This is a genomic window from Halobaculum sp. XH14 (assembly GCF_032116555.1).
Taxonomy (GTDB): domain Archaea; phylum Halobacteriota; class Halobacteria; order Halobacteriales; family Haloferacaceae; genus Halorarum; species Halorarum halobium.
Genome location: NZ_CP134949.1, coordinates 2,874,842 through 2,898,164 on the forward strand (window position 1 = coordinate 2,874,842; position 23,323 = coordinate 2,898,164).

A 23,323-nucleotide genomic window follows, 5' to 3' on the forward strand; every position below is an offset into this window, starting at 1 on the left:
CGATGTCGACCTGTCGGTCGAAGATCCCGCATGCTCGATAGGCCGCCCCATCGATCCGAGCCGCGGGCCGAGTACTCACCCCCGAGTAAGACGGAGACTTTAACCCGAACCGTCTCCGGTGACGTAGGTAATGAACGGCGGTTGGCGGTACCGACTGCTGGGCGTCCTCGGCGTCGCGGTGCTCTCGGCAGTCGCCGTCTCGCTCGTCAACAACGCCAGCGTCCAGCTGCTCGTGGGCGGGCTGCCGGTCCTCTCGCGGCTCCCGACCGACCCGCCCGGGACCGCGGAGCTCGGGTACGAGGTGCTGACGACGGTGGTGGTGTGTCTCGCGGCGTTCCTCCCGCTGTACAAGCCGCGCCCGCGGCGGATCCTCGACGTGGTGGCGCTGGCCCAAAAGCGCGTGCTGGTGGCGCTGTTCGCGCTGGCGGCGATCGGCTACTTCGATTACACCTACCGGCTGCCGCGCCAGACGGTGCTGCTCCTGGCGCCGCTGCTGCTGGTGCTGCTGCCGGCGTGGTTCGCGTGGATCCGCCGCCGTCCCGCCGCCGGCCAGGAGCGGGCGATCGTCGTCGGCGACGACCCCGAGTTGATTCAGGAGGTCGCACGCGAGGTGGAGATTCCCCTGCTGGGGTATCTATGTCCGACGAGTTCGTTCGTCGAGGTCGGCGACGGCGGGCGGGTGCCGACGATGGCCGACGGCGGCGAGCGGTTCGTCGGGCTGGATCGACTGGGTGGGCTCTCCAGGATCGAGGACGTGCTCGTGGAGTACGACGTGAATACGGTGGTGCTGGCGTTCGAACACGCGGACCGGGCGGAGTTCTTCGGGGCGCTGGACGCGTGTTACGAGCACGGCGTCGCCGCGAAGGTGCATCGGGATCACGCGGATTCGGTGTTGACCTCGGAGGATGTTGGTGTCGGGCAGTTAGTGGACGTGGAGGTCGAGCCCTGGGACGTCCAGGACTACATCGTGAAGCGTGGGTTCGACGTCGTGTTTTCCGTCGTGGGGTTGGTGGTGCTGGCTCCCGTTGTTGTGGGAATCGCGTTGGCAATCAAACTGGACGACGGTGGATCCGTGCTGTATCGGCAGGAACGGACCGCCGTGTTCGGTGAGACGTTCGACGTGTACAAGTTCCGGTCGATGGTGGAGGATGCCGAGTCTGAGACCGGGGCAACGATCAGCGAGGAGGATGACGGAGGTGTGGATCCACGCGTAACTGACGTGGGGCGGGTGTTACGGCAGACGCATCTGGACGAGATCCCACAACTATGGTCGGTATTGAAAGGTGATATGAGTGTGGTTGGACCTCGGCCGGAGCGGCCCGAGCTGGATTCGGATATTCAAGTGGGGACCGTGGACTGGCAGAAGCGGTGGTTCGTGAAGCCTGGGTTGACTGGACCGGCTCAGGTGAGCGGGGTGACCGGGACCGAGCCGGAGGAAAAAATTCGGTACGACCTGGAATACGTTCGTGACCAGTCGTTCGGGCTTGACCTGAAGTTAGTTACACGGCAGGTATGGCGTGTGGCCATCGACGCAGTTGGAATAGATCGAGGATGAGAAGCATATTTACGATCAAATAGGATACTGTATTGCCTTACACTGCATATTATTACAGAAACTTCAAAATAGACCCCGTCATGGTAAATTTGGTTCCCATAGAAAACCTCAGACACTAAATGGTGGCTTGTTAACGGAGACAGTATGTCGAACTCGCCTGGTGTTGTCACGGTTTCACTGGACACCGAACTCGCGTGGGGGTGTTTCGATACCGTCGGCGTTGCAGCACACGAATTGGCCTACGCTGAAACAAGATCAGTAATTGAACGTCTTTGTCAGTTATTTACGGACTACGATGTGTCGGCAACGTGGGCACTCGTGGCACATCTCATAGATGACTGTAGTTTGAGATCAAACAGGCATAATGAGATGATTGATCCAGGTTTCGAGTGGATTGACAATTGGGCAGACTCCCTACCCTGTCAAAGTGGCGTCGACGAGGCTCTCTGGTACGCACCGGAGATTCTGGAGACTATTCAGGACTGTCCCACCAACCAGGAGATTGGACTACATGGCTACTCGCATATGATACTCGATGAGAAGAGCTGTCAGCCAGATGCTGCAAGACAGGAGTTAAACAGTGCCGTCTCGGTCGCCGAGGAAGTCGGTATTGTCCCCGAAAGCTTTGTCTATCCCCGCAACCGGATTGGATTTCGTTCGATCTTAGCAGATCGCGGCTTTGGAGTCTATCGAAGCCCGGACGCAAACTGGTACGAGCAAATGGAGCTTCCGGAACCCGTCAAGAAGGGACTTCGGTTCGCCACGGAATGCCTTATGACCACCCCACCGCCCGTGACGCCTACTACGGTCGACGACCTGATTGCAGTTCCCGGTTCTCAGGTGTTTCGACCGTCCCACAGCGGGTGGCAGTACACGCCAAGCAACTCACAAAGAGTCAGGGCAAAAAAGGGGATTGAACGGGCCGCCAAAACTGGGGAGATATTCCACCTCTGGTTTCACCCGTTCAATCTCGCACGAGAACCCGACAAGTTGCTATCAGCGCTCGAAGATGTGCTCCAGCACGTGGCAAACCAGCGTGCTGCTGGGCGAATTGAGGTGCTGAGCATGGCCGAGATCGCGCAGCAATTCCGGGATGGTCGCTGGCAAGAAGAGGAAATGCAATGACCGAACCCCACGTTTTACATCTAATCACCAGATTTCACCACGGCGGGGCCGAGGAGACAACAATCAATACACTCGAAGCACTTGCGACCGATTCACGGGCGTATAACCTCCAACTTGGCGTTGGTGCGAGTTACGATTCCGACCGACTCGCGTCAATCGAGGAATGGGGGATCAATACTGTCGTATTCGACTCAATTCGCCACTATAACCCAGTAGCGGCCGTCATTGCGGTGGTAGCCGTCGCCCGGTACCTCAGGCGTGAGGAAATAAGAATTGTCCACACCCACAGTACAGAAGCGGGAATCATTGGACGGTTCGCCGCGCGACTGGCAGACGTTCCGATTGTGATACACGAGATTCACGGTGATCCGGTCACTTCGGATCGGAACCAGTTACTCAATGCTACTATCTGCCGTCTAGAACGACTCGCGACCAACTCTGAGACAATTCTTCTCGTGAAATCAGAACATATCAAACAGGCATATCTGGACCGGGGAATCGGCACATCGTCTCAGTATCGGACCATCTATCACGGCGTTGACTTGGAGCTGTTCCAGACAGCGACACCAGTCCGCGACGACGGTGTCCCGATAGTCTTGTTCATAGGCCGGCTCGCGGACGGCAAAGGCTTATACGACCTTCTCAATGCCGTTCAGCGTCTTCAAGGAAAGGTTTCGTTCAAATTACTTGTCGCCGGTGACGGTCCTTTAGCGAAGGATTTAACGAATCAAGTAGAAACTAGAGGGCTCTCAGGGGTCGTCGAACTCTTGGGATACCGGGATGATGTACCTGGATTGATGGCTAGTGCGGACGTACTGGTCCTCCCATCGTATCGCGAGGGAACGCCAAGAGTGATCACCGAAGCACTCGCAGCCGGGACTCCCGTCGTGTCCACGCAGATCGCCGGTATCCCAGAACAGGTTGAGGAGGGTGTGACTGGTTTTCTGGTCGAACCAGGAGATGTCAATAATCTAATTAATCGTCTGCATCGACTGTTGGCTGACAGAGAGATGCGGATCACAATGGGTGAGCGTGCAATGGAGTCCGTGACGAAATTCGACGTAGCAGAAGCCAAGGAAGCCTACCGAAAGCTATATGCCGAACTCCTGACTGTCAATTCGTGATTTAGTGAGGGGAAACCAACAATCTTGACCCCTCTCACCAAATAGAAGAAATACTACGAATACGATGCCAGGGTTGTCAGCCACCGTTTACGAATCTATTGATGCAGTCGCGGCCAACCAGTGGAACCACATAGTCGAACAGTCTGACCGTGGTAGTATCTATCAGCGTACGGAGTGGCTAGCTGCACTCGAACAAGGGTTAGACCTCAACGGGAAACACGTCGTCATCGAAAAAAACGCCGAACCGGTAGGTGTGTTCCCGAATCTCGTTGTACCGCTCCGGCTCCCAGACACAGTACGTGAGCAGGTTCCCGATTTGATTATAGAGCGAGCCAAAGAACTTGCTTCAACGCGTCCTGGATTTGGCGGACCAGTCCTCGCTAGCAATGAGAGAAAAGCGCTTGAACTGGCACTTAGCCGGCTTGATGCGGCCTGTGGACCCAAGATCCTCTCTCACTACGTTCGTTCACCAGACGTTGACTATATCCGTTATGCAGAACAGTTCGAGGCACAAGGGTACACTCCAAACGTCTCACGTTGTCGTCCCGTTATTGATCTAAATCGAGAGTATGACGATATTCTCGCAAATATGCACAAGGATCGGCGATATAACATCCGAAAAGCTAGGGAGAACAACGCTGAAATCGTCATCCAACCGCCGACGATCGATGTTCTTCGAAGGTTCCACGCCATCTATAAGGAAACTCTGGATCGTGTAGGGGCGGAACCACAGCCCTTCGCCGTGTTCCGCGAGATCGCAGAACAGTTGGACACAGCAGTTCAGATCGTAACCGCCAAACTTGACGGTAAGCCCGTCGGCCAGCACTTCTATCTCTTGGATGAAATTCAGTCAGCTATACGACACGAATTCTCCGCCGTCACTGCCGACAACTTTCAGTATTACCCTTCAGAACTCATCCACGAGCATATGATGCAATGGGGACAGGTGGAAGGATATCGAACCTACGACTTCGGCCCGACTCCTTCAAATCACGAAGATGGGCTGTTCTCGTACAAAAATCAGTACGGTGGAACAATGCTGCCGATTCTGACTTGGGAACAGAAACAGTCACCGCTCTGGGGACTCTACGCAAAAACTCGAACGCTCTACAAACGGTATAGTCAGGAGCAATGATTGCAGGAGATTATAAACGCGTGGTTCGAAAGGCTCTGATATGACTGACGGTGATGTCCTAGCGATTGCGATCGATGGAGCTTGCTGGCCACTGGTTAATCAGTGGATTGACGACGGCGAGTTGCCGAACATCGCCCGTCTTCGGGAGGAGGGAACCTGGGGTAATCTCGAATCTTGCGTCCCGCCGGTTACCTGTCCTGCATGGAAGTGTTACTCTACAGGCAAAAATCCAGGTAAACTTGGTGTTTTCTGGTGGGAGAACCTTGACCTACACGAACAGACGTCGACGATTCCAACTGCCAACGACTTCACCGAACCTGAACTGTGGGATCTGTTGAACGAAAATGGCATCTCGACCGGTGTCGTCGGGATGCCGCTGACCTATCCCCCAAAATCCTTAGACGGGTTCATGGTCGCAGGAGGCCCTGGTGTTCCCGACACAGGTTTCGCACAACCCCGTTCAGTCGAGGACGAACTGAGAGAGAAATTCGATTATACGCCACGCCCTACCTACCCCAGTAGTGTTGAAGAGGGATCTACAGAGGTGTTCGTTGAAGAGAGCATCGAACAGATTGATCAAGATTTCACAATCGCTGAATATCTTTTCGATGCGTATGAGGTCGACTTTCTCCAAATTTGTTCGTTCGAGATCAACGGCCCACTTCAACATCTCTTTTACGATGGTGAACCGACTAGGCGAGCTTGGCAGGTCATCGACAAACATGTGGGGAGCCTCGCCGATAGGTTCGAGACCGTAGTAATTCACTCTGATCACGGGACAAGCGAGATGGACAAACAGTTCTACATAAACAGTTGGTTGGACCAAGAGGGCTTTCTCACCCGCAAGCAGTCTCATTTCGAGCGGCTAGCATCATACGGACTCACTCGTGACAATATCCGCGGTGCTCTCGAACGTGTGGGGCTCCGCAGGCCACTAAGTAACATCCAGTTCCTGCGGTCACTGGCCCAACACATACCCGACTCAACGGGACAGTTCGGCGAAACAGAGGGGAAAGCGATTTTCGATAAGATCGAATGGGACTCGACCAAGGTCGTCGGGCTTGCACAGGGACCGATCTACATCCATGACACAGAAATGGATGCCGGCACTTACGAAGAACTCCGAGCGGAATTGATCCGAGAACTAGAAACACTCGAAGACGACGAGACCGGCCAGCATCCGATCCAATCAGTATTCAGCCGCGAAGAGATTTATTCTGGACCGTATCTTGAGGATGCACCCGATCTCGTTGCGCTAGATACACCTCGATATCACAACAAGGGTGGCATCGGAAAACAGACGCTTTTCGGAGAGTCTGAGTGGCGCGGAAATAATGCCCGACAAGGACTGTACATCCTCAACGATGGGGCTGAATGCGGAACACGAATCGACGCAGAGATCTACGACCTTGCCCCGACGATTCTCGAACTCTTCGATGTCTCGATACCGGAAGAAATGGACGGGGAGGTGCTTGACGTCGTCGATTAAACGTAACCGAGGTCCTCTAGATGTTCCCGCACCGCATTAGCATTTCCACCGCGGCTTTCCACTGATTCGACGATTTCGTAGTCGCGAAACTCTATCTCTCGATTTTCCTTGTGCGCGGGCGTGAACGCATCCTCGATGACAGATCCATCCATGTCTGAAGATATTGGAACCCCCTGATTGTACAGTATCGTCGGGGCAATATCCAGCAACGACGCGTTGGCACCGGTTCCCGTTGCTGCCCCTTCGCCACTGACGATAAATATTCCATTCCGCTTGTGACCTCCGCTCCGCGATGGTGATGGCGGACGCTCTACTAAGACTTCCGAACCAGGTGACCGACCGGCTTCGAGGGCGTATTCGAAATCCTCGATGGTATAGAGAATATCCGGAGCACGGTCTATCGCTGGTCCTGCATAGAGGTCATCGGGCGAGTAAATTTCGTATGCTAAGCCGTTTTGCTCGAATAGATTAGTTAACTTTTCAACAACTCGCCCCCGGTCTGTTGGATTATCTGAGAGCATATGGATAAATCCCTTGTCACTTGCACAGGCGATGCTACGTTCCGTATCGACAGTTTCTACCGGCGACGGTTTGATCGATCTACCAATGGATTTCGCAAAGTCGTTGAGTATTGGTACGTTACTGACAAGTGGCTCTGCAATCCGACGTAAGTGGGGGAAAAACGTATCTCGGGCACGCTGAAGTGATGATTGGTCGGCTGGGATACGGAGTCCCTCTGATTCAAGCCAATCATTCACATAGAAAGTCCCATTGAATGGTCCAAAGCCGTGGTCGGAAATGAGAATTAGAGTTGCGTCGCGTTTCTGGGCAATCCTGTGGACGGCACCGACAGTCTCGTCAACTTTCTTCCATATATCCTGATAACACAATACACCATCTGTAGCAGTTGAATCGTACAAAACATGTTGCTCATCAATATACTTCCAGTAATAGTGTTGCATCCAGTCAGTAACACTAATGACACCACAAAATACATCAGTGGATCGTTTAGTCAATAGATGTTTAATCATCTCCTTGCGGTTATCGAGATGGTCAAGGAGCGCCATCGAAAGTTCTCCAGGACGTCCAATGTACTTGGGATCAGAAAATGGAACCGTAATCTCGAACTCTCCAGCAACGTCTTCAAGTTCCGATTGGAGTTCCGACGGGTAAGCAAACTTGTCGTCCTCAGGGGCACCAAAGCCACTCACCATGTACCCGTCCACTTCGTAAGGCGGGTGAAGCATAGGGAAGTTGAACACCCCAGTTGATTGTCCTTCCTGGGAAAGTAGATCCCAGAAGCTTCGCCCCTTGAAGTCACGGCTACTCATCGGTTCGAATTCGAATGTGTCAGAGTTTACACGGTTGAGAAAATAGTAGATGCCAGTCTTGCCAGGGTTCTTCCCAGTGGCCATCGATGCCCAGGCAGGGCCACTAGTGGGCGGATACACGCTCTCTAATGAGCCAGAATAGCCGTTATCCTTGAGAGCCGCCAGATTAGGGAGGAGATCTTCCTGAATGAGCTGATCTAGTACACTCCAAGTAGCTCCATCCAATCCCAAGACGATTGTGTCTGTCACTCAATTACTACAGTGGATTTTGTCCGTATATCGTTATTGGTTTTGTGCTACTGAGAAGTGTCAGTCTGCCACATAGTGGATAAGACTAAATCTGATTTCGACAGGGTCAGTCATGATATAGAGCCGACTACATCACAGTTTACTAAATTCAGGACAGACAGGGCATGAGAATACGATCTAAAGACTGAATCGCTCATCAATAGAAAAGTTGATTTGGTCTGTAGAGAGCACTAATTTACATGCCCTCAGTTGCGCTAGGTGTGAAGGTGTTCTCTAGAGTTTCGAAGCTTTCTGAATTGCTAAATTCAATTCCAAAAGGCATATTTGATACCGTCTATGTTGCCGATGATGGGGAAAGTGACCCCCAAAAGAAAGAGTTATATTCAAATAACCATGATTATGATTTAATAATATTAGATTTGGAATATGACTCAGGATTGGGTTTCGGTCGGCGTCGTATTATCGAGGAGATGGATGAGGAATACTTACTCATCGTAGATAGCGACCATGAAGTCCCAGATAATGTTGACGTTCTCATCAATCAGATGGAATCATCTCCAGAGTTTGGAGGCATTGCGGGCCTGTGGCTGGAGGATGGAAGTTTGGTTGGGGGATGCCATGATCTTTTTGAGGAGGGTAAAGTACTAATCCGAGATATTCGAGACGGCAAGGAAGCCTCAATAATTGAAGGCCATCCGATTATTCCGTTTGAATTTGTACCCAACACCGCAATTTTTCGGAGTGCTTGTTTAGATAGCTATGCATGGGATGAGGAATACATCATTGGTTCTGAACATCTCGATTTTTATGTTGGCCACAAACGGCATACAGATTGGAAGTTTGGAGTTTGTCCAAGCGTCCTTTTTCCCCACAAACCGGGAGGAGATAGTAGTTATCTACAGAATCGGCAGAGTGCGGCAAAGAATATGGATAGTAAATCTTATTTTTTAGAAAAGTGGGGATATGAGCAAGTTGTTTGGAATGATGTGTTCCCACCACAATATCAACATCGACAGGTACTTTTGAACCAATATTTACTATCCTCGACCAAGTCAAAAGCTCTCGTTCAATCCTTTCTCGATGCAGTACAAAATATTCGTGGTTTCTTTGCATAATTATTATGTGCCAGATGGGTGTGATTCTCTACAACTTCAGTTCGGTCAGTCTGCTTCTCGTTAAAACTAACTGAGTTCATCCCAACAGTACGAGACTATAGAATACGAATATTTTCAAGCGAATATAAGAGACACTATGGATTGTCTAAAATTATTGTAGTGAATTTATGAGAAGTGTATCATTCTCATCCAGTTGTAAGATGGACATAGTTATACAAAATACGAAAAAGGAAATTGTACCAATCAATAGAACACGCAAGATCGGGAATACCGGGAGTAACTGGCCAAACCACATCACAGTAGAGGCGAATAGAATAGCTAGAAGTCCTTTCCAGTAATTTCTACCAAAAGGATTCTGATTCAGTGACCACCAGACTTCTCCCAATCGTAGTAAATTAAGCAAAGCAAGGGCACTACTTGTTGCAAGTGCGGCTCCGACGACACCAAATTGTCGGATTAAGAAGTAATTTAATATAACGTTTGTAAACGCAACAATAACAGTGTTTGCTGCGTCTAATCGTTCGTATCCCGTCATTAGCAACAGAAACCCAACTGGTCCAGTAACTGCAACAATAGCCTGCCCAATAGCGAGTATTCGTAGCGAAATTCGTGCTTCAGGAGTTGATGCTCCGAAGAGTGTGAGAATATCCCCCGCATAGAAAAGAATGAATACAGCCCCTAGTACCGTGAGGTATGTTACCCACTTCGTTACAACATCATGGATCCGTCGCAGACGTTCGTGCTGGCCTCTAGAATGTAAGTCTGATGTGAGCGCTGGGAAAATCGAATTTGCCGCGTTTAGAACAATAGTAAGCATTACTGAGGTTTGAAAAGCTGCTTGGTACCATCCAAGCTCGGAGGCCGGAACCAGAAATCCAAGCATCAGGATGTCCGTCCATGAGATAAAATACTGTGTGATTGCGACGATCGTAAGCGGTGTTGCATACATAATTAATCGCCGCCCCTCAAACTCGGGGCGAATCCACTGAATCCCCCCTTGGCGCCACAATGAAAGTACAACTAACAGAATACCAAATAATAGTGAGCCCAAGTATCCCAATACTATGACCCGAATGTCTGCAAAAACATAACCACCGATAACGGCCATAAGGACGGCTAAGCCAGATTGTCCGAGGTCGCGGATGAGAACGGCGTATTTCGTCTCTTGGAATCCTTTTGTTGCGGACATTCCCACGGTCATCACTGCAAACATTGGGATCCCCAGAAGAAACACCTGTGTAACCGAAGTGAAGGATTCCCCCGTGATTCGATTCACATAACCCTCTGCTACATAAATAATAATCGCGAGAATAACCCCAAGTATGAGTGGGATGATGAGACAAAGGATAACTGTTCCAAGGAGCTTTGAATCGTCATCTTCCATTAGGTAAATCGGTATAAATTTTTGGGCCGCGTTATTTAATCCAACGCGGGCAGCTACCGCACTAGCTTTCATCACAACTATACCGAAGGCAAATACTCCTAGTGCCTCAGGCCCAAGACTACGAGCAATTATAACATTGAGGAAATAGCGTAACCCTCGACCTACCAATCCACCTATAAAAGCAATCGATGCAACCTGGAGAAACGACTTTCGCATTAGACGAAAGTAAGTCAACAGGAGATGGGAAAACTTCTCCGTTCTCATTTTGACCAGTGATCCTAATCATTTTTAGTTCGTCTCATAGAACTATATAATTAGTATCCGTTGAGCATTATAATCCATGAAAACAGGATAACCTCCGTGCATCGGAGAGGCCATCAAACTGCAAACTCCAATTGTTGCTAACTATGTGGGACGTTAATACGATTCTGGCAAGCATATTAAATCTGGAGATTGTGGAGTGGATTGGCTTCATTGACAATTGTTCGTTCTAGCCCACGCCGTCAGAGTAAGTTTCACCCGCCAGGCCGCAGCGTATAGCGCCGGCGAACTCCCCACTCAGAACGACATTCTGTGCACACCGAGTGGATATAGGATCCAATGTATGAGAGTTGCTAGATTATTGAGACTGAACACAATCGTCAGAACAACAACGGATCCATCAAGTATGCATTGGCCTTACAGAGATGTAATGGCTATCCTGTTCTACATCCTAGATCTTCCTGGACGGCCGTAATGGAGACCTCCAGCAGAAAATGACAGTGAAGCATGCTTCGTCGACTTGATGACTGCTGCTGGTCGTCTGTACTTACATTTCTCTCGTGAGCTAATACTCCCAAGCAAACCATCATTCCTAGGGCGATCCAGAGCATGATAGTGAGAAAGTGGATACTACTATCACGAACGAAAACTATGGGGAGTTGACTATGTTCAGTACTCATCGTTTCCTTCTACGTATAGCTTAAATATCTCCGCCGAAGAGACGGCTGATATGAGCAATGAACAGTATCAGTTTACTACTTGGTTTCATCGAATTCGCCGTAATTCATTCTTACAACTTCGATACTTTCCTGTTCTTACTCTTCTACCGCTCCTAACTTCAAGTGTCCCATCATCATACCTGCCAAGCAGGGAGATTGCCCATTATTTCCAAGCACTCGCTTTTGCCCGAGACGGGCTCAATTCCTATGGATATCTCACTGTCCGGGAAAGTGGTGCCGCACTACATCTCTACTCGCTTATTCTTGCTCCTTTCATCAAACTTGGATTCGTTACCTCAGGGCGATTCGTGAGTGCTGTGGCTGCTCTCGGGACTACAATCCTTATCGCGTATCTTGCACGCATTTGGTTTGATTCAAACGTTGCATTTCTAGCCCCGATCATTCTCTGGGTAAATCCGTTTTTCTATCGGTTTGCATGGGCCTATATGCCCGATTCCCTTTCAATATTCTTGACCGTAAGTGCTGTAGGGACGATGGTTCGGTACACTGAAACTGACGCCATTAAATGGTATCTTGTCTCAGTCGCAGCGATTGTACTCGCCATCGCAAATCACGGATGGGAGGCAACGATTCTTCTTCCTGTGGCAACTCTACTCTGGGTATATCAAAAGCGTCGAGGTGCTATTATCTATGCAATTCTTACAGTGGCCTCAGTCGGTACGGTCAAATACCTCGTTGGACTTCAACCACTGCCAACGACGGGATCTGGTTACCTAATTACTGATGTTGGACTATCATTTTATTTTACATCCGACTTTTGGATGGGGGTCGTCACGCGCCCTTACTCACCGTTTTACCTTGGTCACAGTCTCCACTTTTACCCGGGATTAGTAGCAGTTCTCTATTGGCTTCGGAATGCCTACCTCGGAGTCCGAAAAGACACATCCCTCATAATGGCTGCATGGTTGTCTAGTGGGCTGTCTATCCCGTTTATACTTCCAGGGGGATTGAACCATCACTACTATTTATGGGCACTTGTTGCTCCAGTCACGCTTACAGTTGCTGCCGTCATTCCTAAGATAGTAAATTCGCTCGGAGTTGGGATAACTAGTCATCAAGAGAGTCGAATTAAACAAGCAGCAACCGTCATACTTATCATATTAGTTTCAGTAAACGGTCTGGTATTCGAAGCAGGGCTGTTTATCGGAGACGCAGGATCTCCACCAGCAGTAGGTGACCGCCATGAGAATCCTGAAATAATGCCATCAGAAGCAGTCTCGACAGGCGAGCAATTAGCAAAAATGGACGTTTCTGATCCGAATAGGATCGTGTTCCTTACAGAGGAGGCCAATGAGCTTCATCGTCAAACGATATTCCGCGTCCTCGTGCATGGGGATGTCTTACTTCGGGATACATGGAATCCCTCATTTACTCCCAGCTCGAATACAGTACCTCGGTACGTTACTGATCAAGATGATGTACTTAATTGTGATGTAGTTATTAAAAAGGTTGATCAAAAACTACTTGTTAAGAGATGTCTGGGGAATGTGTGAATAGCGTTCTGAAAAATAACACCCATCAAGATACAGTGGTCAAAGGCGACAGAATTCTGTTCAATATGGGAGGAATTCCTAGAATAAAATGGCTCTGGTGAATCCTAGACTGCGCCGAGTTACACCGTTAGAATTTGGGAGATGAAATGAGAAATCACCGATGCTCTATGTCGAAGATCTCCTGCTTCACGAAGGAAGCGGTCACGTTAGCTAAAAATGCTGTTGGGGGGCGAGACGAAGTCGCCGCCCCCGAAGGAGTGGCGACTTCGATGACACGCCCTCATGTCGCTGCTCTGTCTGTGGGTTTACCTCGATGAATCGTACCGCAACACACTCGATCTGCGAGCGAAATGCCGCATATTCTCGGTGAAATCGGCCTTGAAGAGGGCGATCTCCCTGAATCACTCCACGCTAGTGAAGGTGTTTGATAGGTTCGAGATGAAGGTCTGGCAAGTGCTGCTCCGACTCTCGTCGGAACTGCACGACTCCTCGGGTCACGCCGCCATCAACGCGACGTTCTTCGACCGCGAAAACGACAGCAAGCACTACTGTCGCAGGACGAATTGTCGCGTTCAAACGCTCAAAGCGACAGATCTAGTTGACATAGAAAGCAAGCCATCCTCGACGTACACAGTACGACCGAGAAAACGCAAGACACACAGCTCCGCTTGCAGGTCGCCTCCGCAATGCAGGCAATCTGACCAGCCTCGCCGCCGACAAGGGCTACGACTGGATGGACTTACGCGAGAAACTCCGGGAAGACTGCGTGAGACCGCTATTTAAACATCGTCTCTTCTGACCCATCAACCACGCGCATTACGCGCGGGTCGGTGAGCTTCGATATCGCCAACGATCGATGTGCGAGACCGTCTTCTCGTCGATTAAGCGCGCGCACGGCGACGCCGTGCATGCGCGAACCTGGTACCGAGAACTTCGCGAACTAGTTTTGAAGTGTGTCGTTCACAACATCAAGCGTGCCGCGATACGGTGGAATCAACCCCTGTATAGTGATTCACCAGAGCAAATAAAGTTGTATTCCGGATTGTTTTTTAGAACAGCGTTGGTGATATTCTTCCTCCATCGATCTTATCAGATGTCAGCGACTCTATTTCGTTCTGAAACTCATCTGGCAATTGTCCGATTGTTAACCCCGAGCAGTGCATACCCACTGATAGCTGCTGATAGGACTGAAATTGCACCCAAGCCAAGAATGCTGAATCCTCCAAACGATTGTAGAATGACGACTGCAACGACTGGTGGCAACAAACGCTCTTGGCTACTTTGGTGGTAGACTAAGGGGAAGATAATCGTCATTAAAGTGAATATGATGTAGAGTACCCCTCCCACAATACCAGACGTGAGGAAAAACCGGAGGAAAGAGTTGTGTGGAGTATTCGGCGTAGCACCGGACGGTAAATATGGACGAATGAGTTCAGCTCGGTCTCCTGGCCCCCATCCGACAAGAGGCCTTTGTAGTGTAGCGTTAATAGTGGCTGGCCAAAGATATTCTCTACCGGTTACATCAATAGGGATGTTTCGATTACTTACGACACTGGCTTGGAACACTGCAAGACCAAATATACCCGAAAATGTCGAAATAGCTGCTGTAATAATGTATTGGCGATTGAGTAACCAGAAGACAGCGATACCACCCAATGCCGCAATATAACCCGCTCTGGAGTATGTAAAATTCAGGGCAACAAGATTCAATCCTGCGAACACGTATCCGGCGTGATTGTCATATGATCTCCCTTCAATTAGGCCCAGAATGGCGGCAACAGATAGGAACTCCCCTGCAAAGTTAGAGTCGTTGAATATACTAGTGAGTACCTGTATATCTGGGCCGAATATTGCCAAGAACATCGGTCTACCGAACAGTTCCTCCGATTGGAAAGGGGGCACAACTCCAAAGCTAACGAGTAATCCAAGAATAGATAGACCGCCCCCAATCCGGGTCACAGCGAAGACAAACTGTTCATGCGGTAGCGTTGACGGAATCCAAAATACTGTGATCAAAAATACAGGAACGAAGATAATTACCCTGACGCTGGCTGAGGTGACTATATTGGCCCCGCTAGGGTTAGTTACAGCATGCCACCCAAATATAAGGAAGATCCCAACCATAGAAAGGATAGAATATTTTTCGGCCTGAAATGTGCGACTTTTTTTGAGGAAATAAAGTGACGCTATTCCGAATGTCACCAAGGCGATTATGTATGAATAAAATACGGGGAATAGCGTAGTTAGTGAGAACAAACTTCCAAAGAGGAGAAGGACGAACGCCACAGTCGCTCCATATTTCACGGGCCAAATGTGTTGGGGCCAGGTAATAAATACCTCGTTTTACCATCCTTAGTTTGCCATTCAGCCAATGGATCGGAATGTTCAAAAACAGAAGGAGATGGACATTTTGATTCTATCGGCGCTTGGAATTGGCAGGGACACTTACCGAAGCCCAGACGGTGATTACTGGTCGACCCATACTGACGACCATGCAGACGACTAAACGAAGAATCAACCGACGAGCGCCAAGGAATCGACGTCGTGACGACTCTTACATCCCCGTCGTAAGACGTTGGGATCAATCGGCGCGACCCTGTCGATCGTGAGAACCACGTTCTTCCGTAAATTCAAAGGTCAGTTCGTCTCTATCGCCGAAATCCGCGTCTCAGTGACCCCCTCCAAAACCGGGGTTGGACATCTCAAACGGGGGAAACCGCTGAGCCACCCGATTTCGGCCGTTTCAGCTCGAAAAAGGTCCAACCCCACTCAGAGACCGAGAGAACGGGCAGAAATCGGGGCTGGACATCTCACCCCGCGCTCACGCCTCATCGAGCGGTGTTCGTGCAGTCGAAACGGGCCCCTGAATCAGTCGTCGGTAACTCCATCCAGGGACCCCGAATCTGCAGAATTCGTCCGATACAGCCGCCATATCGGGTGCCCGACGCTGTAGGCGTGTCGCCGTTAACGTATCACTCTATCCGTCCGGAAAACGGTCAGAATCCGTTCAGTCATGCTGTTTCATCCTCCCGGAGTGTCGATATGAAATCGGGGGCGTGTCCCGAGCCGATCGGGCGTGACGGCTGCTCGAGTTCCATGTGAAGCGGTGGGATTCGTCGTGTATGACCGCCCGTTTTATCGAATCGTCCCGGTTTCGAATGTGAAGGGAGAGGCCCCTTAGCTGGCGTCAGCAGCAAATTTAGTGACGAGTGGTCCCCGCACCCAGCGGTTCAGACCTGATCACTATCGCGGCCGAGTTCCACCACCCCTTCATCTCGAACGAAATCTCCGAAATTTCACCGGCGACGACCGCTTCAACTCCGCCGGAATCGCCGATGCCCCGAAATCGGTCAGACCCCAAATCTGGCCTATCCCTCGGTCTCTGAGAGGGGTTGGACATCTCAACCAGGGTCGGTACTGGGTCGAATTTCGACGAGAGAGCCATTCTGGCCCGTGAGATCGGCCGAAACGACTTCGGTGATTTTGGATCGAATCGGGCCAGAATCGGCCGAAAATGTCCAGCCCCGATCGTGAAATCGACGCTGCCGGCGATTTAACGGTGGAGATCCGCTCTCCCCAGCGATCTCGAAATGGGAGGAGTCCGGGTGGGTTGCGGTTGAGATTCACGAGTGGACCCTCGTGACCAGTGCTACCGGGGTAGAGTCGTGACCGATGGGTGCCGAGGACCTCCCACCTGACCGGGCGAACCGGATCGCGGACGCCGTGGAGGACGTCGAACGCAACGTCACGAGCCGTCGTGGATTCCAGCACGTCTCTCGGGATGCGTACACCGATCCGGACGAACAGGACCGACGGGACGTCATCGAACGGAAGTTCGAGAAGCTGACCGAGGCGACGCTCGAGCAGTATCGCCTGTATACGGGGAAGTCACGTTCGAGCCAGTCGACACCCCGAGCAAGGAGATGAATGACGTTTTATTAGCTCACGTACATCGTACATGAAACATGGACGGCTGTCCCGAAAAACAGTTAGAAATTTGCAAGAACACATGCGAAACTCAAAAAAAAATTTCGGCCGCCGATCAGGGGCTTCTGATCGACTTCAGCGACCGGATGGCTCTCCTCAAATCCGAGTACACTGACTACCGCCACGACAAGCTCCTTCGCCACTGCACGATCATAGCCGAGGAGGTCGGTGGGCTGGCCGGGGCATTCGAGGAACGCGACGCTGCCGAGGACGTTGTTCGGTGGATCAACCGGAACTGCTCTACGACGTTTAGCAAACCCCCGACCTCTCAGAACGCGTGGGGGAAGACCCGGAACTGTTCGGGGAAGCCCAAGAGTTCTTCGCGCCGAACTCTGGGGAGTGATGCGACTGTGCCGGCCGGTGCATAGCAGGTGACTAACTGAGCGTGAGTAGCTGACGGACACAGTGCCGACAACCACAATTATATTCTTGGAGAAACTATATGGTTCCCAAGGTCGAATACACCAGTGAACGAAAGGTGAGTCCATGTCAGACAGTTCAGATTTGACGGAGCCGTGGAAAGGTAACGTAAACGAGGCGGTCATCAGGGAGTGGAAAGAAGAGACCACCGCGTTCGATCGCATCACGACCGTCATCGACGCGACGTCGAAGCCAGCGTTTGCGAGAGAGATCGCCGAACGTGCCGTCGTCGCCGAACCGACAGCCCGACGCCACCTGAAGTCACTGGCCGAGGTGGGCCGAGTAACGGCCGTCTCGGCGGACGGCGGGACCAAATATAAACGGTCCCCGAGCACGCTCGCGATGCGACGGATTGCAGGACTCCACGCCCACTACTCGAAAGAGGAACTTCAGGATGCAATTGCAGACCTCCGCGAGAAGTTAGCAGCCCTCCGTGACAAACACGGCGTTAGTGATGCGGACGATCTCGCAACGGAACTGGAACTCGGTGACGATAGTTGGACCGACGTCTCCCGGTGGCGAGACCTCGAGGAGAATCTTGACATCGCAAAGGCGGCGCTGAACCTCTACGACTTTGACCCTGATGGAGGCGGACAGGCCGCGATAAGAGCCGTCGAGGAGGCAGACGAGTCAACTTCCCAATCTGTTGTGGGATCCCTCGCTGGATTCGGTAGTCAAAGTGCTGCCTGAGAGCCGTCTCGATGTTACCAACTGATGATCTCGACGGAGAACTGGGTACACTCGACGTCGTCTCCATGGACGAGATCCGAGCCGCGTTTACGGGCCTTGATGGTCTCATTGACGCGGCCGGGTTCCAGAACCCTGCCGACCCGGAGATCATACAGGTGTATGTTTCCGATGGCATCGGCGAAGCCACTGATTGTCGATTCGATATCCGATGGTATCGAAACGGATACTACAGCGTTCACCACACCGATTCGATCAGTCGGAACTTCCGCTGGGATTACCATCCAAAAATGGGTGCCCCGGACAAACACTTCCACCCGCCACCAGATGCTCCATCTGACAACCCAGAACCGTCATGTCTTAGCGCAGAAGAGCCACCCGTCGTTGCCCGTGCGGTCCACAAGTTGTGGCGCCGTGCCTACGATACTGGACGGACGACTGCGCTGAATTCGGCCACAGGTAATCTATAGTACAACTAGTAGAAACACGTTCCGTCCGTTCTCGTCCGATCGTAAGGATCAGTGAGTCTGAGTGGTGGTTTATGACTCCATCCCGGAGCGTATTTCCTCCAGTTCATCCTGCATCTCGTCAACTAGATCAGACTCCCCGAAATTGGCGACCAGAGCTAGCACGGACGCTCGGGCTTCGTCGTTTCCGCAGGCGAGGACGTGACCGAGCAGTTCCGTATTCTCGCTCACGAACTCGCCGACGTCGTCGAAGTTACTCATCGATCTCCCTCGTCGAACGTAGTCCGTTATCCCCGAACGGACCGACACGAGCCACCGTGGATTCCACGGTGACGGTCTACAGGGAAAGAGCCAAGCAAAAGCGGCTTGTCACATCCCTTGTGAATCAGAGGCGAATCGGGGACGTTCTTCTCGGGGTGACGATGATCCTGATCGGTGGTGTCCCGCTGGGACTCACCCTGACTGGACGGGGACACCTGATGGCAGGCGACGGATTCGGTGCTCTCTCAGGGACCCTCAATACGCTTCTCGTAGTGGGTTTCGTGGTCTGTGGGTTGGTGGTAGCCGCCGCGGGGGTCATCGTCGTGAGAAATGGCCGTTCCGGATCTGAGACGACTTCCCTCCACTAATACGGAGGATGTTCTCGCGATCCAGTCGAGAATCGTGTATACGCACACCTGCCCACCGTGTGGGTCACCGAGAGGACCGGACTACCAGGTATCCAACGGAGCACGAGCGCCCTGACGGACACAGTGCTTGTTCGGAGCCCGCCTGTTCCGAGCGTGCCCAGGTACGACTGAACCCGGGGAACGACGCGGGAAACCACGCCCGGCACCCGGTCGGACATCAATCCTGTCGGTTCGAGGCCGCGAAATCAATCCGACGACTTAACCATCCCCTCGCCCTTGCCCGATCCACCGTGGCCGCCCTCCCGGACTGGATCGACGAGCGAATCGATCGCAACCTCAACAACTCGCTGACACAGCAGCACGTGGTCGAGACGATGCTGGAATCGAAGCGCCCGTTCTTCTCCATCCGGCAGCTCCAGTCCCGGGTACGTCCGGACGTGAGCGACGCGACGGTGCGGAATCGGCTCGACGAACTCCAAGAGATCGACGTCGTGGCGACCGAAGCGTACCCCGACTCGGTCACCCTGTACTACGTCGAGTACCCGGAATCGGATTGGCCGGTTCCCCCCGAAGGACGGGATGCAGTCGCCCAGTCCTCCCCGCTCGATCGGCTCTCCATCCGCGGGTTCCTGACGATGCGAGAGACGGCCGGCATCCGGACGCTCGTCCTCGCCGGCTTCCAGTTCACGCTCGTCCTGGTGGCACTCGGCGCCGTCCTCGCCGCGGTCGGGCTCGACGGAGGCCCCGGTCGCGGAATCGCCCTCTGGGGGACTCAGCGTCACGGTCGTCGTGATCGTGTCGGTGAGTGACTGTACGGGCGATCTCGCCGGTGGCTCTCTCAGCGAGGTCTTCACTACTCTCTCGAACCGGCTCCGTCGAAATCGTCGGGAGATCAGGGGTGGAACAAGCATAACCGTCCAGCGCCCCTCCCTGTAGAGAGTAACACATGGATATCTCTCAGATCCTCTCCTCACATTTTACGGAGTTCGACATCGGCACACCGCTCTCGAAGGTTGCCGGGGCGTTTGACAATCAGGAACTCGATGCGATCATCGTAACTGACGGCGACCAGTATCGCGGCGTCGTTAGCCGCCGACAGCTGGCGTCCTCGTCCACCCAGCCATCTGCAAAGGTGGACTCACGGGTACAGCACGTCCCGACTGTCGATCGCACCGAGGACGTCCGCGAGGTCGCGCGACTCATGATCGGCAGCGACGCCAAAACGCTCCCCGTACTCGACGATGACCGTGTTGTCGGCGTGGTGACTGGTGATGCGGTCCTCGAAGCAGTGCGTCCGTTTCTCGACGCAGTGACCGTCGAGGATGCCTATACGACGGAGTTGATCAGTGCGACGCCCGATACCACGGTCGGGAAAGCACTCAATCTGCTTCGAGAAGCCGGGATCGCTCATCTTCCGGTCGTCGACGGGGATGACCTCGCGGGAATGGTGAGCCTGTACGACGTCATCGAGTTCACGACGCGGGCCAGCAGTAAGAGCCAGGGCGGTTCGTCGAGCGGCTTCGGTGGCCGCGGCGGTGGCGGGCAGACTCGTGGTGGATTCGGCGCGCGCGAGGGCGATACCGACCGAATGCTCGACCTGCCAGTGCGGAACCTGATGTCCGACGTAGTCATCACGGTCGAGCGGAGCGCACCGCTCGACGAGGTCGTCGAGACGATGTTCGAGCGAGAGATTTCCTCGCTCGTTGTCACGACCGACGACACCTCCGAGCCGACCGGTATCATCACGAAAACGGACGTCATCGAGGCGCTCACCTGGGAACGCGATGACCAGAACGCCGTGCAGGTGTTCGGACTCGACGTACTGGACGGGATGGACTACGACGACGTCTCCGCACTGATCGAGCGCATGACCTCGAAGTACGGGGAGATGAGCGTGATCAAGGCCAGCATCGAACTGCAGGAGCACAAAGAACAACGCCGGGGTGTGCCGCTGGTGCTCGCACGAATTCGACTGGTCACCGACCGTGGCTACTTCACGGCAGATGGAGAGGGATACGGCGCCTCTCACGCCCTTCGACTTGCCGCAAACGCAGTCGAACGCCAGCTCCTCAAGGGGAAGACCTACGGCCAGTCGAAGAAGCGTTCGGACACTGACGAGCAGGCACCGCTCTATGGCTGGTGGCTTGGCGGGTGATCGGATCGAGGTCTCCGATCGGATGAGCACCCGTTGCTGGCTAGCACACTCGATCCCTGTCAACGCGAGTCCGAATCTTGTGGTCTGTACTGAGGAAGAACGAGCGGGTGGACCACGCTGATGCGTGCGCTTCCCGGACGGCCGACCAATGGGGCCGCACCGTCATGGGGCGCAGTCGTTCATCGACGTCATGCAAACGTACCGTTAGATCATCCAAAACGTTGTCCGGCATGTGGGAACGTCGCCCTCGCCCGCTCGGAGTAGTGAATGAAAAGCGCGATGAGGACGCCCTCCCCGTCGTGCATACCTGCCCACGGTGTGATGGTAGGACGACGTGTTTCTCGTTCGCGCTCCAGCACACGACCGAACTCGTCGCACAACGACGTCGTCCGCCCTCGTCGGGGAGGACGTCGCGATAGCCGGGACCGCCTCGCAGGCCGATCACGCAAGCGCAGTCGAATTACGGCGGGGGATCGGTGCGGTGAGTGAGCGCGATCCGTCCATGCCGATGACCGGGGCCGGTGACGTATCTGCCTCCGGGCGTTAGTGTCGATACGAGTTTGAGCTTCTCAGAACTCGCCACACCAGATCAACTCCCGGGATTCATGCGACCCGAGTGCGGTAAACAGAGAGGGGACGGGCACTAGTGGATACCGAGACGACGGCGGTTATCGATGTATCAGTCCCAGTATCCGGCTTCTCACGTCGTCAGCGGAATCGTACGATTGATTATCGGTTGGGGCAAGGACTTCTTCGAGCGATTCTGTCCCGCCCTGCGTTTCGATCTCGTAATCGCCATAGGCCTCGACCAGGTCATCCGTCGTAGTTGGATAGTCCTGGGCTTCGAGTGCCCCATCGAGATCACCAAGCCGTTCACTAGGGTCACCGCTCATCGCCCGGTCTTCATGGGCGCGGTCGCGGACGTCCTCTTGCTTCCGCTCTGACTGTTGTCGCCGTTCGTCGTCCGGACTCTCGTCTCGGCCCCGGTTGTCGTCTGACATCCTTCGAAATAGGTGCCCGATTCGGATAACTGTGTGGGCGCTCGTCGGTGTGAACTCCTCGGGGACATGGGGAGGAGTGGCCGCTTCGTCGGACCTACGCAATATCCTCCACCGTTCGAGACGAACGACGATTCATCAGTCGGTGAGAGCAGTTCTCCTGTCCGATCGTACCCGTCAGGGTCGTTCGATGTCCCTCACTGCCACGCTGGCCGTGAGTGGTGAGTAGAGTACCCTGTGCAGTAGATGTTTTTCCGTCCGCGCCAGGAGATACTGCTCGTCCGACTCCCCGACACGGACCCGACGTTGGTCCGGAAAGCGCTCGACCTCGGGGTCAGGAACGTCTTTCTGCCCCGCGTGGAGACGGCGACAGAGGTCCGTGAGGCGGTCAAATCCGCTCGATTCAGCTACGAAAGAAGGCCGGGCGATCGGGGTCTCGGGTCGCCCCGAGCCCGGCGCTGGGGGCTCGCCGATGACTACGTTGCCTCCGAGGACCGGGAGACGATCGTCGGCGTGACCATTGAAACCGAGGCGTCCGTTGAGAAGCTCGACGCGATCCTGAACGTCCCGGAACTGGGATTCGTCTTCATCGCCCCGCTCGACCGCTCCGTCTCGCTCGGCTGTCCCGGCGAAGTCGACCATCCGGACGTGCGGGAAGCCGTCGAGACGGTTCGTTCGACCGCCGTCGATGCGGGCGTTCCTGTTGGCGGCCTCGGCTTCGGGATGGACGATGTCAACGAAAAAGGTGACGAACGGGTATCAGCTGCTGAACCTCGGGAGTACGACCGGCGCGCTCAAGCAATCCGTCGCTGGTTGGTTCGACGCCTACGAGGGGGAACGATCACCGAACGAGTAGGTACACCGTTCGAATGGCAACTCACCTGTGTCGAATCACTGAGAGACGTGGAGAGATCGCCCGATTTGCCACGCAGTGTTCGGCGCGCCGCTATCGAAATTAGAAGAGGATAGATTGATCTGA

General features: G+C 53.3%; 20 protein-coding genes and 2 pseudogenes. 16 read left to right on the forward strand and 6 right to left on the reverse strand.

Annotated features, from left to right (window positions below; genetic code table 11):
* Nucleotides 1-130: 130 nt before the first annotated feature.
* The 5 genes from RJT50_RS14705 (at nucleotide 131) to RJT50_RS14725 (ending at nucleotide 6,428) form a co-directional block, all read left to right on the forward strand.
* Nucleotides 131-1,555: a sugar transferase gene (locus tag RJT50_RS14705; RefSeq protein ID WP_313692303.1), complete on the forward strand. Its 1,425-nt coding sequence runs from the start codon at nucleotides 131-133 to the stop codon at nucleotides 1,553-1,555.
* 144 nt (nucleotides 1,556-1,699) lie between these two features.
* Nucleotides 1,700-2,680 (forward strand): DUF2334 domain-containing protein, encoded by a 981-nt coding sequence (locus RJT50_RS14710; RefSeq protein ID WP_313692304.1) that lies wholly within the window; start codon nucleotides 1,700-1,702, stop codon nucleotides 2,678-2,680.
* On the forward strand, nucleotides 2,677-3,804 hold the full coding sequence (locus RJT50_RS14715; RefSeq protein WP_313692306.1) for a glycosyltransferase family 4 protein: 1,128 nt from the start codon (nucleotides 2,677-2,679) through the stop codon (nucleotides 3,802-3,804). The genes RJT50_RS14710 and RJT50_RS14715 overlap by 4 nt, the downstream gene beginning before the upstream one ends.
* A gap of 64 nt (nucleotides 3,805-3,868) precedes the next feature.
* On the forward strand, nucleotides 3,869-4,939 hold the full coding sequence (locus RJT50_RS14720; protein ID WP_313692308.1) for a lipid II:glycine glycyltransferase FemX: 1,071 nt from the start codon (nucleotides 3,869-3,871) through the stop codon (nucleotides 4,937-4,939).
* A gap of 40 nt (nucleotides 4,940-4,979) precedes the next feature.
* Entirely contained in the window at nucleotides 4,980-6,428 is a 1,449-nt protein-coding gene (locus tag RJT50_RS14725; protein ID WP_313692309.1) for an alkaline phosphatase family protein, read from the forward strand.
* Here the strand turns inward: RJT50_RS14725 and RJT50_RS14730 are convergent.
* Nucleotides 6,425-8,008 (reverse strand): alkaline phosphatase family protein, encoded by a 1,584-nt coding sequence (locus RJT50_RS14730; protein ID WP_313692310.1) that lies wholly within the window; start codon nucleotides 8,006-8,008, stop codon nucleotides 6,425-6,427. The two genes, RJT50_RS14725 and RJT50_RS14730, sit on opposite strands and share 4 nt — an antisense overlap.
* Before the next feature lie 239 nt (nucleotides 8,009-8,247).
* On the opposite strand from RJT50_RS14730, the gene RJT50_RS14735 reads away from it, so the two are divergent.
* On the forward strand, nucleotides 8,248-9,123 hold the full coding sequence (locus RJT50_RS14735) for a glycosyltransferase family 2 protein (protein WP_313692312.1): 876 nt from the start codon (nucleotides 8,248-8,250) through the stop codon (nucleotides 9,121-9,123).
* A 151-nt stretch (nucleotides 9,124-9,274) separates the two neighbouring features.
* On the opposite strand, the gene RJT50_RS14740 is transcribed toward RJT50_RS14735, so the two are convergent.
* Nucleotides 9,275-10,771 (reverse strand): flippase, encoded by a 1,497-nt coding sequence (locus RJT50_RS14740; protein WP_313692313.1) that lies wholly within the window; start codon nucleotides 10,769-10,771, stop codon nucleotides 9,275-9,277.
* Between the two features lie 727 nt (nucleotides 10,772-11,498).
* On the opposite strand from RJT50_RS14740, the gene RJT50_RS14745 reads away from it, so the two are divergent.
* Entirely contained in the window at nucleotides 11,499-13,001 is a 1,503-nt protein-coding gene (locus RJT50_RS14745) for an ArnT family glycosyltransferase (RefSeq protein WP_313692314.1), read from the forward strand.
* Between the two features lie 167 nt (nucleotides 13,002-13,168).
* Nucleotides 13,169-13,980: pseudogene (locus RJT50_RS14750) on the forward strand (IS5 family transposase); the annotation flags it as partial.
* Nucleotides 13,981-14,123: 143 nt separating this feature from the next.
* Here RJT50_RS14750 and RJT50_RS14755 read toward each other — a convergent pair.
* A complete protein-coding gene (locus RJT50_RS14755; RefSeq protein WP_313692316.1) occupies nucleotides 14,124-15,305 on the reverse strand; it encodes an O-antigen ligase family protein in 1,182 nt (393 codons plus the stop codon).
* Nucleotides 15,306-16,673: 1,368 nt separating this feature from the next.
* Between RJT50_RS14755 and RJT50_RS14760 the strand changes: the two genes are divergently transcribed.
* From RJT50_RS14760 to RJT50_RS14770, 3 genes are all read left to right on the forward strand, one after another.
* The gene (locus RJT50_RS14760; protein WP_313692317.1) at nucleotides 16,674-16,928 is read left to right on the forward strand and encodes a hypothetical protein; all 255 of its coding nucleotides are present in this window, start codon (nucleotides 16,674-16,676) and stop codon (nucleotides 16,926-16,928) included.
* A 38-nt stretch (nucleotides 16,929-16,966) separates the two neighbouring features.
* A complete protein-coding gene (locus tag RJT50_RS14765; protein WP_313692319.1) occupies nucleotides 16,967-17,356 on the forward strand; it encodes a hypothetical protein in 390 nt (129 codons plus the stop codon).
* Between the two features lie 118 nt (nucleotides 17,357-17,474).
* Nucleotides 17,475-18,098, forward strand: a complete 624-nt coding sequence (locus RJT50_RS14770) for a DUF7342 family protein (protein WP_313692321.1) — start codon at nucleotides 17,475-17,477, stop codon at nucleotides 18,096-18,098.
* A 14-nt stretch (nucleotides 18,099-18,112) separates the two neighbouring features.
* Here the strand turns inward: RJT50_RS14770 and RJT50_RS14775 are convergent, their stop codons facing one another.
* The gene (locus RJT50_RS14775) at nucleotides 18,113-18,379 is read right to left on the reverse strand and encodes a hypothetical protein (RefSeq protein ID WP_313692322.1); all 267 of its coding nucleotides are present in this window, start codon (nucleotides 18,377-18,379) and stop codon (nucleotides 18,113-18,115) included.
* On the opposite strand from RJT50_RS14775, the gene RJT50_RS18765 reads away from it, so the two are divergent.
* On the forward strand, nucleotides 18,272-18,565 hold the full coding sequence (locus tag RJT50_RS18765) for a toxin-antitoxin system TumE family protein (RefSeq protein ID WP_484494641.1): 294 nt from the start codon (nucleotides 18,272-18,274) through the stop codon (nucleotides 18,563-18,565). The two genes, RJT50_RS14775 and RJT50_RS18765, sit on opposite strands and share 108 nt — an antisense overlap.
* A 69-nt stretch (nucleotides 18,566-18,634) precedes the next feature.
* Here the strand turns inward: RJT50_RS18765 and RJT50_RS14780 are convergent, their stop codons facing one another.
* Entirely contained in the window at nucleotides 18,635-18,823 is a 189-nt protein-coding gene (locus RJT50_RS14780) for a hypothetical protein (RefSeq protein WP_313692323.1), read from the reverse strand.
* Nucleotides 18,824-18,879: 56 nt separating this feature from the next.
* Here RJT50_RS14780 and RJT50_RS14785 point away from each other — a divergent pair, with 56 nt between their 5' ends.
* The 3 genes from RJT50_RS14785 to RJT50_RS14795 all read left to right on the forward strand — a co-directional run bounded on the left by RJT50_RS14785 (nucleotide 18,880) and on the right by RJT50_RS14795 (nucleotide 21,346).
* Nucleotides 18,880-19,191 (forward strand): hypothetical protein, encoded by a 312-nt coding sequence (locus RJT50_RS14785; RefSeq protein WP_313692325.1) that lies wholly within the window; start codon nucleotides 18,880-18,882, stop codon nucleotides 19,189-19,191.
* A gap of 290 nt (nucleotides 19,192-19,481) precedes the next feature.
* Entirely contained in the window at nucleotides 19,482-20,000 is a 519-nt protein-coding gene (locus tag RJT50_RS14790; RefSeq protein WP_313692326.1) for a hypothetical protein, read from the forward strand.
* A 137-nt stretch (nucleotides 20,001-20,137) separates the two neighbouring features.
* Nucleotides 20,138-21,346 (forward strand): CBS domain-containing protein, encoded by a 1,209-nt coding sequence (locus RJT50_RS14795; RefSeq protein WP_313692328.1) that lies wholly within the window; start codon nucleotides 20,138-20,140, stop codon nucleotides 21,344-21,346.
* Nucleotides 21,347-22,014: 668 nt separating this feature from the next.
* Here RJT50_RS14795 and RJT50_RS14800 read toward each other — a convergent pair.
* A complete protein-coding gene (locus RJT50_RS14800) occupies nucleotides 22,015-22,347 on the reverse strand; it encodes a DUF5789 family protein (protein ID WP_313692330.1) in 333 nt (110 codons plus the stop codon).
* A 270-nt stretch (nucleotides 22,348-22,617) separates the two neighbouring features.
* Between RJT50_RS14800 and RJT50_RS14805 the strand changes: the two are divergent.
* A pseudogene (locus tag RJT50_RS14805) lies at nucleotides 22,618-23,200 on the forward strand (HpcH/HpaI aldolase family protein); the annotation flags it as partial.
* Nucleotides 23,201-23,323: the final 123 nt, after the last annotated feature.

Bases quoted from the DNA above. Each gene is read 5' to 3' on its own strand.
- RJT50_RS14705 (WP_313692303.1), top strand. From the start codon at position 131: ATGAACGGCGGTTGGCGGTACCGACTGCTGGGCGTCCTCGGCGTCGCG.
- RJT50_RS14710 (WP_313692304.1), top strand. From the start codon at position 1,700: ATGTCGAACTCGCCTGGTGTTGTCACGGTTTCACTGGACACCGAACTC.
- RJT50_RS14715 (WP_313692306.1), top strand. From the start codon at position 2,677: ATGACCGAACCCCACGTTTTACATCTAATCACCAGATTTCACCACGGC.
- RJT50_RS14720 (WP_313692308.1), top strand. From the start codon at position 3,869: ATGCCAGGGTTGTCAGCCACCGTTTACGAATCTATTGATGCAGTCGCG.
- RJT50_RS14725 (WP_313692309.1), top strand. From the start codon at position 4,980: ATGACTGACGGTGATGTCCTAGCGATTGCGATCGATGGAGCTTGCTGG.
- RJT50_RS14735 (WP_313692312.1), top strand. From the start codon at position 8,248: ATGCCCTCAGTTGCGCTAGGTGTGAAGGTGTTCTCTAGAGTTTCGAAG.
- RJT50_RS14740 (WP_313692313.1), bottom strand. From the start codon at position 10,771: ATGAGAACGGAGAAGTTTTCCCATCTCCTGTTGACTTACTTTCGTCTA.
- RJT50_RS14745 (WP_313692314.1), top strand. From the start codon at position 11,499: ATGAGCAATGAACAGTATCAGTTTACTACTTGGTTTCATCGAATTCGC.
- RJT50_RS14760 (WP_313692317.1), top strand. From the start codon at position 16,674: ATGGGTGCCGAGGACCTCCCACCTGACCGGGCGAACCGGATCGCGGAC.
- RJT50_RS14765 (WP_313692319.1), top strand. From the start codon at position 16,967: ATGGACGGCTGTCCCGAAAAACAGTTAGAAATTTGCAAGAACACATGC.
- RJT50_RS14770 (WP_313692321.1), top strand. From the start codon at position 17,475: ATGTCAGACAGTTCAGATTTGACGGAGCCGTGGAAAGGTAACGTAAAC.
- RJT50_RS14775 (WP_313692322.1), bottom strand. From the start codon at position 18,379: ATGGTAATCCCAGCGGAAGTTCCGACTGATCGAATCGGTGTGGTGAAC.
- RJT50_RS14780 (WP_313692323.1), bottom strand. From the start codon at position 18,823: ATGAGTAACTTCGACGACGTCGGCGAGTTCGTGAGCGAGAATACGGAA.
- RJT50_RS14795 (WP_313692328.1), top strand. From the start codon at position 20,138: ATGGATATCTCTCAGATCCTCTCCTCACATTTTACGGAGTTCGACATC.
- RJT50_RS14800 (WP_313692330.1), bottom strand. From the start codon at position 22,347: ATGTCAGACGACAACCGGGGCCGAGACGAGAGTCCGGACGACGAACGG.